Raw genomic sequence first — 11,037 nt, forward strand, 5'->3', positions numbered from 1 at the left:
GATCGCATCAACCGGCTCATCCACGATCACCGGAGTCGCGCCGGCGCCGAGAAGGTCCAGCTGCTCTTCTACCCCGACAAGAACATTGGACGGCCGGTGATGGGCGTCACCGGACTCTCCGAACGAGATGCGCCGTCGTAGCCGATACCGACGAATCCCACCGGTGACAACCGATGATCGCGGGCCACCAGCATCAGCCGGTCCCGATGACGATCGACCGCATCCCCACCGTCGGTCCATCTCATCAGACCTGCCCGGGCCATCGTCGCGTAGCTGAATCCCTCTGACCGCAGATGGTCGACCAGACTCGTCCAGGTGTCCGGTGCGTAGCCAACCTTCCACTTCGAGTCCGTCGACAACACCTGCTCGACACCAGTCACCGCCAAGTACCGCAGCGGCCACCCACCCGTTGCCCGAAGCAACTCCCGCCGAAAGAACCGCGCCGCCGAAGCATTCGCCTCCAGCAACCGCCGCCGCTCCTCCACTGAACTCGCGAACCCAGGATCACTCACCGAGACCTCCAACGAGCCGAAACAATTCCGGCCTCGAAGATCGCCTGACTGTGCGACGGGCAGAACCCGGATGACGAGTTCCAGGACTTGCTGAGCGGGACGATTCAGTACCTCTCAGGGCAACTCGAGCTCGGTCCGTCGCTCCTCGACAAATGACTCGGCAGACGGCGTCGATGAGCCCAGCGCATGGCGTCGCGGCGAACGAGGTCTCCTGCGAACTAGCGCATCAGGTGTGTCGTCCCACAGGCCGGCCGAGCGTGCCAATTGGGAGCCTGCAGAATCGATGGCCTCATCCAGCAGCTGAATCAGTTTCGCGATAGACCATGCAGGCGGTTGGCGCCTCCGTGCGCACTCCGGATCATCCTCGGCGTTGCCGCCGCCAACAGCAGTGTCCATACCCATGACAGTCAAGGTCGCCGGGTGGTGCACCCCGAAGAACCAGGATCGCGATATCCAGGACCCACTCAGCGAGGAGATCTCCAGAGCGCGACCGTGACGTTCAGAGCCTGAACCCCGGGCCGGTGTAGATCTGGCCCGCCGGTACGGCCCCTTTGGGACGCCGGTCGGCAGGCGCACCTGGCACATCGCGACTCGTCGCTTCGACTCGCGCGATTCCGGTCCGCGGGGTGCATCATGGTCGCAGGTTCGCTCCAGACGGTGGGCGCCTCGGTAGTTGGCGACCCCGGGAGTGGTTGGTGTCTCTGGATCAGTCCTCGGCCGAAGGCTTCGGTCGGCTTGCGCTCAAGTTGTACGACCTCAGGGGGCAACGAGACCGTCGAGGCGGTGGTCCCGTTCGCCCGCCAGGCGGTCTGGTGCAAGCACGCCTCGGTGGTACTCATCACACGTGGTCGGCAGCCAGAGGTCCTTGCATTCATGACACGAATCTCGCCGCGATCTACTACCAGGAGATCGCTGCCGGCTTCGGACCCGTGCTGACCGTGATCGAAGCCGGAGGGACACTGCTGAGCCAGGACGTGGTTACCTTGCCAGGCACGTCGCGGTCGCGATCGCGGCCGCTAGGAGCGGCGCGTCCATGGCACAGGCCATCGACGCCAGAAACTCGTCGCCCAGGCGATGGGCATCCTGATGGAGCGCTACTCCCAGGACAACAACCGCAAGCTCCGCGACGTCGCCCAAGAGCTGATCGACACTCGAAAGCTACCCCGCTGGTACTGAGTATTCTGCGTGCACCGCGGGCACATGCTCTCCAGGGACGGCGGGATCTCGAGGTCAGAGCCGTCCCAGGTTCCGGGTGTTGAGACGACAGCACCAGGGACCGCCCAATTCTGAAGACGTCAATCCTTGAATGGTCCTACGCCTCTCGCCGGCCTGCTTGAGGCAGTCTCAGCTCCGATGATCTATAGCCCCTTTCAGCCCCACTGAGCTCTCGGTTGTTCGCGCTCAGTTCGACGCGAGCCATCTTGGACCGAGCAGCCGATGGAGCTGCCGACCTTCTTGCCGTACTGCATGCTGGTCAGCTCACTGCTTGCTGAGCTCGGTGATGGTCAGGCCTGTGACAGTCGTTTGGTGAGGGGTGAGCAGGTCGTCCTGCTCGATGGTGAAGGTGACGGTGAAGGCCGGCGTCGAGGCGTCCGTTTCGTCGATCTCATCGACCACACCCGGTGTGCCGGCTGGGATCTTGCCCTGCCAGAAACCGCCGAGGTCCGTCGCCGCGGCTACCTCGTCACCGCGCTGGAAGCTCATCTCGCCTCTTGGGTACGGCCGGTCCGGACGCTCATCACCCCCGGTGGACATCGCCTCCGCCATCGCGTGCTCCCTCCCGATCAGTCACTTGCCACGCCCTAGGTACCCATCAACATTCGCCCGGGTCAGGTCGCGTGATGCGGGTACCGGTAGGCGACGCACAGCTATAGCGACGCCGGACGCCAGTAAAGGAAACCTTGATGACCGCGAGTCTTGCTGCGCCCGTTCTCGGAACACCCGATCCGCCCGCTCTCGCCGACTTCTACCGCGAGCTCCTCGGCTGGATCGAAACGAGCCGAGAGTCCGGATGGGTTCGATTGCGCGACCCTGACCACGAGCGCCCCGGACTGAGCTTCCAATTGGAATCCGACCACGTCCCGCCAGTCTGGCCTCAAGCCCCGGACACGCAGCAGATGCAGGCTCACCTGGATATCAAGGTCGACGATCTCGACCGTGAAGTGAAGCGTGCAGTGAGCCTAGGCGCGACCGTGGAGCACCATCAGCCACAGCCCGACGGCGTGCGGGTTGTGCGCGACCCACACGGACACCTCTTGTGCCTGTTCCTTCCCGGCTACTGAGCAGCCGGCCGCCAGACTGAGCAGTCGGCGTCATTCGCGGCACAGGTTCGGTCGGAGATACGCGGGTACCTCAAGGCATGAACAAAGCCCACCGGCTCGGTCTCCTAGCTGCGCTCGCGATCACACTTTGCGTGGTCTTCGGAGTATCGGCCATGGCATCTCAAACAGTACCGAGCCGCGGCGAGGCACTCATTCAGTCGGCCCCGACCTCCGTCGATCAGCCAAAGGGCCAGTACTCCGAGTCCGGAACCGCCCGGCTCGGCCGATAGCGACGGTGATGACTGGTCTGGAACCCCTTGGCTCAGCCTCGTCCTGCTCGTGCCGGTAATCATCGTCGGCGGAGTCGTCTTCGCTAGGCGACGTGCCGGCACGAACTCGAGAAAGCTCTAGCCCCGTGAGCGACGCGGTTGTCATCGGTGCCGGGCCGAACGGGCTGGTCGGGGCGAACTTGCTGGTCGATGCCGGTTGGGATGTCGTACTGCTGGAGGCCAACGACGAGATCGGCGGCGCGGTCCGTAGCTCGACGGAGGTTGACGCCTCGTTCGTGCACGACACTTTCAGCTCGTTCTATCCGCTGGCGGATCCGGCTTCGGGCTGGGTGACTGCCTGCCGGACTAGCGCCAGCACAGAGTCACTCACATTCATTGCGCATCGACCGCATCGGGGCCGGAATCCCTTCAGGACTTGACTTTGCGCCCTCCCTGCGTAGTGTCCCCGGTGGGGCGGGTAGCTGTTGCGCGGTGTTGGGGGGTCGGACTGTTCGGCTGCACACTGCAGGCTTTCTACGCGTAGGCCGTGCCCGCCCTTCCGCCCGGCCTCGAGGGCCGGGCGATGGCGGGGGTCGCCACCTGTTCGCAACGCGGCTATCCGTCTGCGGTCACCGGGCTCGGGCCTGGTCGGCCACCATGCCCATCGAGGCACAGGGAGGGACCATGCGCTTTCAGCATTGGTCGAAAGCTTCAGCAGGAACAGGTCGCAGCTCGCGCGGTAGCGTCCGGGCGGGACGAGCAGGTCGGCGGCTGGTCGTCACGTTGGTCGCCATCCTCGGGCTGATCGTCGCGAGCGCGGGGACGGCGTCAGCCACCGGGAAGCACCACTCGCACACCTGGGTGGTGAAACCGGGCCACTCGATCCAGAAGGTGGTCGACAAGGCCCGCTCAGGCGACACCATCAAGTTGAAGAAGGGTGTGTACTACGACGCGGTCTGCGTCGTCGGCAAGGGACTGACGATCATCGGTGCCGGCCAGGGCCGTACGGTCGTCAAACCACCCAAGAAGTTCACGAAGACCGCCTGCTGGGAGACGCCGGCCGAGGTCTCGGGTTTCGCCTTCGCGGGCCCGGACCGCAAGTCCAAGGTCAGCAACCTCACCACGGACGGCCACCCGGGCATTGGCGTGGTGGCGTTCGAAGCCAAGCACGGGATCGAGGTGTCGCATCACACCGGGCTGAGGCACGGTGAATACGGCGCGGCAGCCTTCGAGTCCACGGGCATCGTCTTCACCCACAACACCGAGCTCGGCAACGGCGGCGAGGCGGGCCTGTATGTCGGCGACACCGACAACGCGAAGGCGTACGTGGCGCACAACCTGCTGAAGGGCTGGGCGTTCGGCATGTTCATGCGCGACTCACGGCATGGCCTGGTGACGCACAACGTGATGCGGGCCAACTGCATCGGTGCCCTGGTTCTCGACACCGGGCCTAACGGCACCACACCAGACGGGGTCAACCGTCCGGCCGGCGCGTGGTCCCTGGTCGGCAACTTGGTCACCGACAACGACCGGTTCTGCCCGGCCGATCCGGAAGAAGGGGGACCGGCTGTGTCCGGCAATGGTGTCATCGTGCTCGGTGCCGACCACGTGCTGGTGAAGGGCAACAAGATCATCGGCAACAACGCGTCCAAGCCCGGTGACATCCCGTCAGCGGGCGTCGCGGTCCTCAACGGTTCACTGGCCGGCTCGGACGCCCCGAAGAACGTCGCGGTCGTGCGCAACTTCTTCAAGAAGAACGACCTGGACATCCTCTGGGACGGGTCGGGCACGAACATCGTGTTCCGCGACAACTCCTGCAAGACCAGCAACCCGGCGTCGATCTGCATGCACTCGCACCACTGATCGGGCGCACGCCTGAGTAAAAAGGCGACACTGGTCCCACGCCCACCCGGACGTGGGACCAGTACGCCACCGGCTCAGCTCATCGCGCTGCCGACGTACTTCGTGCGTCGTCTCCTGAAACTCGGTCCCGGCACGAAGGTTTGACCCTGACACAGTGTCAGGCCGTAGACCTTCGGTATGACCGAGATCCAGTTCAGCACGGCCGGCGAACTCGCCGCCGAGATCCGTACCGGGCGGGTCACCTCCCGCGAGGTGACCGAACAACTGCTCGACCGCATCGCCGTGGACTCCGCCGTGAACGCTGTGCTCGAAGTACGCCGCGAGGCAGCATTGCGGGCTGCCGTTGCAGGATCAGGCCGCGAGTCCCGTCGAATCAACTTTCAGCTCGGACAGGCGACGCACGGTTTAGGAAACCGACGCACGCCACCGACATGCGCCCTCCAGGCGTAGCCAGCCGACTCCAGTTCGGCTGGTCTTGACTCGAGTTGACTCGGATCGCCGCTTTGTTCCACGGTGTTCCCAGGCTGAACTGATGAGCGCGGCAAACCCGCCCGTTTCCGCTGTCGACTGAACTGGGCTTGTTGCCGAGGCTGTAGCCAGCAGTCCCAGCCGCGCCTGATGCTCGAACCGGCTTGCCGGCCCGATCTAAAAGACTGATGCCTACGGCACTCGTCCGGGTCTGCCATGTTGAGTGCGTTCGTACTGGATCTTGGTCGTGGCTAGGTGCGGGCGCTACTGAAGTCCGCGGATGCGTAGTGCTGCCTGGGTGCGGTCTCGGACCTGGAGCTTCGCGAGTATGTGTGAGACATGGTTCTGGACTGTCTTGACACTGACTCCGAGGGTGCGCGCAATCTCGGCGTTGCTGCGCCCGTCCGCAACCAGGGCGAGTACTTCACTTTCTCGTTCGGTCAGGTCGGCGCCGTAGCGTGGGTTGCTGCCTCTCAACACCCGTGCGGCGGCGCCCGGACCGAACACCGCCCCACCGGCCGCCACCGTTCGCACGGCGGCCAGTACCTCTTCCTGAACGGCGCCCTTGAGGAGGTAGCCGCGCGCCCCGACCCGCAGCGCTGCCATCACGCTGTCGTCGTCGTCGACCATGGTGAGCACGAGTACGGCGGTTTCCGGGGCTCCGGCGACGATGCGACGGGTCGCCTCCAGGCCTGAGGTTCCGGGCAGATTCAGGTCCATCAGCACCACGTCGGGCCCGAGTTCAAGCGTTCGGCGAACGGCTGTCTCACCGTCACCGGCCGAATCAACAACTTCGATGCCGTCCACCGTCTGTAGCAGCCCGGTCAGCCCGTCGCGGAACAGCGGGTGGTCGTCGACGACCAGCACCCGGATCATGACGTCTCTCCGGATCGTGTTGTGTCAACGGGAAGCGAGAGGGTGACCGTCGTGCCGGATCCGGGCTGGGCGGATAGCAGCAAGGTGCCTCCGATCTCGGACGCGCGCTCGTACATGCCGGCCAGGCCGATGCCTCCGGGCCTTGCTTGGACGAGCCCGGTCCCATTGTCCCGCACCCGGACGCGGAGCTCGCCGTTCGTCGCCTCGACCTCGACGCTGCATTCGGTTGCTCCCGAATGCCGTACCGCGTTGGTCAGCGCCTCCTGCGCGACCCGGTAGGCCGCAACCTCGACTGCTGCCGCGAGCGGCGGCATCAGCGCGGGCGTGTGCACCTCGATGGGCAGATGCGGGCGGTCGGTGAGCTGCTGGGCGAGCTCATCGATCGCTCCCGCCAAGCCCAGTTCGTCAAGGGCGGGCGGCCGCAGTCCTTCGACCAGCCGGCGCACGTCGCGCACCGTCCCCTGGATGCCGGCACGCAACCGCAAGAGCCGCGCGTCGACGTCGGGACCGCCTTGGGCAAGGATGTTACGCACGGTGTCGACCTGCAGGGTCAGCCCTGCCAAGGCTGGGCCGAGTCCGTCGTGCAGGTCGCGTCTGAGCCGTCGGCGTTCGTCTTCGGTCGCAACGACGAGGCGCTCCTGGGCATCCCGGAGCTCGCCGACCAGTCGGGACGTGTGCACGACGCCGCCGAGCTGACGAGCGACGTCGTCCAGCAACTGGTGGTCTGCGTCGCGGAGCTTCCGGCCGCTCCACTGCAACGCGCCGACCACCTCGCCGTAGGCCGTCAGCGGCACCACCACAGGCTCGTCCTCGGGCGCACCGTAGGTCGCTAGGGTCCGCCCGTCGGAATCGCGGATATCCACATGGTGCAGCCCGAGTCCCGCGCCAAGCTCGTCGGTGAGTGTGTGCAGCAGTGCCGGTACGTCAGAGGCATCGGCGAGCCGTCGACCGGTGCCGGCGAGCACGTCGGCAGCCTGGGACCACTGTCCGTACACGAGCCGGTTCACGCCGGACTGTAAGGCGTTGCGCAGCGGTGCGAACGAGACCGCGATGACCCCTGCGGCCAACCATGGCAGCCATGTGTCGCCGCGGCTTCTCAGCATTGCGCCGACGCCGCCGACCGTCACGGCATACAACGTGGCCACCACTGCCGAGAGCGCGACCCAGGTCAACGTCCGGCTGAGGGCCAGCTGCACGTCGTAGAGCCGGTATTGAAGCATCCCGACACCGATCGCAACCGGAACAGGCAGGATGGCCACGCCGAACAGCCAGTCGGCCTGCGCCGCGACGATCACCGGAAGAAGTAGCAACGGCAGCGGGAACGCGAGGGTCAGCCACAGCAACTGTTGCCGAACGAGCGCGTTTCCGTTTCGCCAGCGGCCGATCAGGCCCGCGATGGCCGTCACGAGCGTGAAAACTCCCAGCACCACCGCCGCTACGGAGAGCAGGCCGGAGATAACACCGAACGGCGCGGGGAGAACGATCGGGCGACCCAGTGTGGCCAGCCGGTCGTTGACCTGTTCCGGCGCGATGACGGCTGCGAGGACGAGGCAGGCCAGACACACCGACGCCGCAGCGGCCGACCACCGTCGCCGCGCACGAGATCCGTACAGCGCACCGTCGGGGAAGACGAGCGGCAACACCACCACCAGCATCAGCCAGCCAAGCCCCCGCGCCGCCCCTCCGAACGCGGCAAATGCCGCGGCGCCGGGAACGCTGCCCGGCCGGTCCAGTAGACCTCGCTCGCCGAGAGCAACCGCGCCCTCGCCCAGGCCCAGCGCGGCGGTCCCGATCAACGCATATCGGCCCACGAGGTGCCCCGGCTTAGCGAGACTGACAACGACGGCTACGGCGGCATAGCCAAGGTCTACGACGACGACAACCGCCTCGCTGATGAACACCGACGAGCCCCGACTGGCAGCGATCACCAAGGCCACGACGGCACCGGCGACGCCTGCCAGCGCCACCGATGCCACCGCTGCGACTGAAGTCATCCTCGGCTTGGTTCTCATCGCCTCACCTTTGGATCAAGAGTGCCGCACTGAGGAGCTTCTCGGGCGGGTTTCTTCTCCGGGGTTCAGGCCTTGGTGGAGCCACGCCTGATCAAAGTGATCCCCAGACCGATCCACCAGATCATCCACAGCGTGCTCGCGTAGTTCGCGCTGTCGGTGAGACCCTGAGTCGCGACGCCGGCGAACAGCAGGATCCCGACCCCGATGCCGCCAACGCCGACCCACCGCTTCATGGTCCCGTCGGTGACCGCGGCGATGCCGGTTCCGAGCGCGTGCGCGCCGAGGGCCAGGAGGCTGAGGTAATAGGCGAAGTTGCGCACATTGCCGACCATGGCCAGCGTTGCGGCGTCGGCGACGCCGTGGTGTGCGCCGTACAGGGCGGCAGCCCCGGCAGGCAGCCCAGTCGCCAGAGTGACCGCGACGTAGCAGACCCCTGCCGCCAACGCGGTCTGCGTCGCCCAGCGTCCGGCCTCGGTCCGCTGGCCGATGGCTCGGGCAAGGAAGACGAGGACCGGCAGAAGGACGACGAAGCCGAGCGACTCCACATAGCCGCCGGCCAACACCCGGCTCACGCTCGCGCCCGCATAGGTCCGCTTGACGACATCCGCACCGTCGGTCAACAACGCCGATTTTTCCTGGCTGAAGCCGCCGAGCACGAGGACAACGTGCGCGATCGCGAGACCACCCGCGAGCCGCCACAGCCCACCGGGGATATTCCGTCGAGTCTGAGCCTGGACTTCGATTGCTGGACGTTCGATTGACCGGGTCATGATCCCTCCCTGGATCGGCGCCGCGGAACCGCGACTGCTCTACAGAGCCTCGACGCAGCGACGCGCGGCGTCTTCAGGCGAATTCCCGGAGAGGTCGGGAACTTCTCCTGGCCAGAAGCGGGATCAACCTCAGCCCGACGAGGTTCAGCAGAAACGTCCGACTTTGCTGCGGATGGTGAGGTTCGCGGCAACGCCAATGAGCAGATGTCGCATCGTGGAAGCGCGGTACCCCTCAGCACGCCCTAACTCAGCCGACATCTCGTCGCTTCGTCAGGAGCAGCGCCGGTGCGGCGATGGCGGCGACGTATGCCGCGACGAGCAGCCCACCCGTGGCGGCGGCGACGGTTCCGTCCACGACTGGGACACCTGCCTGGATGAGCGCTCTTGAAGCGGCCGCCGGAAGGTACTTCGCCAGCCCGGGCTCGCGCAGCGCACCAGGAAGCAGACCCTCGATCACGAACCACCACGCGACTGCCGTGATGAGTGCGAGGGCCTCGCTGCGCACGAGCGCACCCAGCCCGGCTCCCGCCGAGGCGAACAGACCGGCTGCGATCGTGACCCCGAGCGCGGTGACCGCGGCGTCTGCGGTCAGCAGGTCGACGGGCAGGTCCTTGGCGAGCACGACGATCGCCGTCGCGACGTACGACGCGATGAGCGTGACACCGGCGAAGACGGTCCCGACGACGGCGGCAGCGGCGTACTTGCCGGCGAGGAAGTGACCACGACGCGGGGTGACGAGCAGCGATGCGGTGATGGTGTGGTGCCGGTACTCACCGGCCGACGACAGCACGCCGAGCACGAAGACGATGCCCGCGACGAGGAGGCCGGGTACGGAGAGCACGCCGCGAAGGTCGTCGCGGCCGAGCGGTGCGGAACCGTGGCTGCCTGCCACGATGGCGATCGCCGTGGTGAGGCCTGCGGACAGGGTGATCGCGATGGTCAGCATCACCCAGGTCAGGCGCAGCCCGAGATGTTTGATCAGCTCGGCCCGGAGCAGTGCGGTCATGATGGTCTCTCAGTGGTGAGCTCGAGGAAACGACTCTCGAGGCTGGTGGTCGCGTTGGTCAGTTCGGCCAAGGGCGCGTGCTCGACGAGCCGGCCGCGGTTGATGATCAGGACGTCGTCGACGGTGTTGGTCAGCTCGGCCAGCAGGTGACTGGACACGAGCACAGTTCCGCCGCCGGCGGCGTAGGTGCGGATGAAGCCGCGCAACCAGTGGACGCCTTGCGGGTCCAGTCCGTTGGTCGGCTCGTCGAGAACCAGTACGTCAGGCTCGCCGAGCAGTGCGGCCGCGAGCGCCAGCCGCTGTCGCATGCCGAGCGAGTAGCCGCCGACGCGTCGCCCGGCGGCGCGTCCCAGCTCGACCGTGTCGAGTACGGCGTCCACCCTCGCGGTCTCCAGGCCGGCGGCGGTCGCGTAGACCCGCAGGGCGTTCCGGCCGGTGCGTGCCGGGTGGAACACGCCTGTGTCGAGGACCGCGCCGACGCGGCGGGTCGGTGTGGACAGGTCACGGTAGGCGACCCCGTCGATGGTGGCGGTGCCGGAGGTGGGACGGGCCAGTCCGAGCAGGATGCGAAGGGTGGTCGTCTTGCCAGCGCCGTTGGGTCCGAGGAAGCCGGTGACCCGGCCACTTCGGATGTCGGCGCTGAGATCGTCGACGGCGATCACGTCGCCGCTGACGGTGCAACGCTCGGTGCCTTGAACGTGACCAGTGAACGACCCCACATCTTCGACGCGGCAGACATCAGGGCACCGCGTGTTGCCACGTACGGCGCTATCGTGATCGCAGCGGCACAAGAGCGCGAATGCCTACTGGAGGCGGTCGTGGCGGGCAAGCTCGTCGGCCAAGCCATCGGCATCCTCAGGGAGAGATTCAGCATCGACGGCAGCCACGCGTTCGACATCTTGAAGCGCTACTCCCAGGACAGCAACACCAAGCTCCGCGACGTGGCCCAGCATTTGCTCGACACCGGCCAACTCCCCAACTGAACCGCAGCCCGATACGC

Annotated in this window: 11 protein-coding genes and 1 pseudogene; 5 read left to right on the forward strand and 7 right to left on the reverse strand. The window is 66.4% G+C overall.

Annotated elements, in window-relative coordinates; all coding sequences use genetic code 11:
• Window positions 1-68: 68 nt before the first annotated feature.
• Window positions 69-512 carry a hypothetical protein gene (locus tag ACXC9Q_RS22975; protein WP_457058696.1) on the reverse strand — a complete coding sequence of 148 codons (444 nt, stop codon included), beginning with the start codon at window positions 510-512 and terminating at the stop codon, window positions 69-71.
• A 1,479-nt stretch (window positions 513-1,991) separates the two neighbouring features.
• On the reverse strand, window positions 1,992-2,279 hold the full coding sequence (locus tag ACXC9Q_RS22980) for a hypothetical protein (protein WP_457058697.1): 288 nt from the start codon (window positions 2,277-2,279) through the stop codon (window positions 1,992-1,994).
• 137 nt (window positions 2,280-2,416) lie between these two features.
• Here ACXC9Q_RS22980 and ACXC9Q_RS22985 point away from each other — a divergent pair, with 137 nt between their 5' ends.
• The 4 genes and pseudogenes from ACXC9Q_RS22985 (at window position 2,417) to ACXC9Q_RS23000 (ending at window position 5,355) form a co-directional block, all read left to right on the forward strand.
• Window positions 2,417-2,794, forward strand: a complete 378-nt coding sequence (locus ACXC9Q_RS22985; protein WP_457058699.1) for a VOC family protein — start codon at window positions 2,417-2,419, stop codon at window positions 2,792-2,794.
• 394 nt (window positions 2,795-3,188) lie between these two features.
• Window positions 3,189-3,374: pseudogene (locus ACXC9Q_RS22990) on the forward strand (NAD(P)-binding protein); the annotation flags it as partial.
• Between the two features lie 352 nt (window positions 3,375-3,726).
• A complete protein-coding gene (locus ACXC9Q_RS22995) occupies window positions 3,727-4,905 on the forward strand; it encodes a hypothetical protein (RefSeq protein ID WP_457058700.1) in 1,179 nt (392 codons plus the stop codon).
• Window positions 4,906-5,082: 177 nt separating this feature from the next.
• Window positions 5,083-5,355 (forward strand): hypothetical protein, encoded by a 273-nt coding sequence (locus ACXC9Q_RS23000; protein ID WP_457058701.1) that lies wholly within the window; start codon window positions 5,083-5,085, stop codon window positions 5,353-5,355.
• A 282-nt stretch (window positions 5,356-5,637) separates the two neighbouring features.
• On the opposite strand, the gene ACXC9Q_RS23005 is transcribed toward ACXC9Q_RS23000, so the two are convergent.
• The 5 genes from ACXC9Q_RS23005 to ACXC9Q_RS23025 all read right to left on the reverse strand — a co-directional run bounded on the left by ACXC9Q_RS23005 (window position 5,638) and on the right by ACXC9Q_RS23025 (window position 10,699).
• On the reverse strand, window positions 5,638-6,249 hold the full coding sequence (locus ACXC9Q_RS23005) for a response regulator (RefSeq protein WP_457058702.1): 612 nt from the start codon (window positions 6,247-6,249) through the stop codon (window positions 5,638-5,640).
• Window positions 6,246-8,261 carry a sensor histidine kinase gene (locus ACXC9Q_RS23010; RefSeq protein WP_457058703.1) on the reverse strand — a complete coding sequence of 672 codons (2,016 nt, stop codon included), beginning with the start codon at window positions 8,259-8,261 and terminating at the stop codon, window positions 6,246-6,248. The genes ACXC9Q_RS23005 and ACXC9Q_RS23010 overlap by 4 nt, the downstream gene beginning before the upstream one ends.
• 65 nt (window positions 8,262-8,326) lie before the next feature.
• Complete coding sequence (locus ACXC9Q_RS23015; protein ID WP_457058704.1) at window positions 8,327-9,031, reverse strand: hypothetical protein; 705 nt, start codon at window positions 9,029-9,031, stop codon at window positions 8,327-8,329.
• 247 nt (window positions 9,032-9,278) lie between these two features.
• Window positions 9,279-10,037 carry an ABC transporter permease gene (locus ACXC9Q_RS23020; RefSeq protein ID WP_457058705.1) on the reverse strand — a complete coding sequence of 253 codons (759 nt, stop codon included), beginning with the start codon at window positions 10,035-10,037 and terminating at the stop codon, window positions 9,279-9,281.
• On the reverse strand, window positions 10,034-10,699 hold the full coding sequence (locus tag ACXC9Q_RS23025; RefSeq protein WP_457058706.1) for an ATP-binding cassette domain-containing protein: 666 nt from the start codon (window positions 10,697-10,699) through the stop codon (window positions 10,034-10,036). Before ACXC9Q_RS23025 ends, ACXC9Q_RS23020 begins: the two co-directional genes overlap by 4 nt.
• 36 nt (window positions 10,700-10,735) lie before the next feature.
• On the opposite strand from ACXC9Q_RS23025, the gene ACXC9Q_RS23030 reads away from it, so the two are divergent.
• Window positions 10,736-11,020 carry an ANTAR domain-containing protein gene (locus ACXC9Q_RS23030; protein WP_457058853.1) on the forward strand — a complete coding sequence of 95 codons (285 nt, stop codon included), beginning with the start codon at window positions 10,736-10,738 and terminating at the stop codon, window positions 11,018-11,020.
• Window positions 11,021-11,037: the final 17 nt, after the last annotated feature.

The organism is Kribbella sp. CWNU-51, from assembly GCF_054073265.1.

Bases quoted from the DNA above. Each gene is read 5' to 3' on its own strand.
- ACXC9Q_RS22980 (WP_457058697.1), bottom strand. From the start codon at position 2,279: ATGGCGGAGGCGATGTCCACCGGGGGTGATGAGCGTCCGGACCGGCCG.
- ACXC9Q_RS22985 (WP_457058699.1), top strand. From the start codon at position 2,417: ATGACCGCGAGTCTTGCTGCGCCCGTTCTCGGAACACCCGATCCGCCC.
- ACXC9Q_RS22995 (WP_457058700.1), top strand. From the start codon at position 3,727: ATGCGCTTTCAGCATTGGTCGAAAGCTTCAGCAGGAACAGGTCGCAGC.
- ACXC9Q_RS23000 (WP_457058701.1), top strand. From the start codon at position 5,083: ATGACCGAGATCCAGTTCAGCACGGCCGGCGAACTCGCCGCCGAGATC.
- ACXC9Q_RS23005 (WP_457058702.1), bottom strand. From the start codon at position 6,249: ATGATCCGGGTGCTGGTCGTCGACGACCACCCGCTGTTCCGCGACGGG.
- ACXC9Q_RS23010 (WP_457058703.1), bottom strand. From the start codon at position 8,261: ATGAGAACCAAGCCGAGGATGACTTCAGTCGCAGCGGTGGCATCGGTG.
- ACXC9Q_RS23015 (WP_457058704.1), bottom strand. From the start codon at position 9,031: ATGACCCGGTCAATCGAACGTCCAGCAATCGAAGTCCAGGCTCAGACT.
- ACXC9Q_RS23020 (WP_457058705.1), bottom strand. From the start codon at position 10,037: ATGACCGCACTGCTCCGGGCCGAGCTGATCAAACATCTCGGGCTGCGC.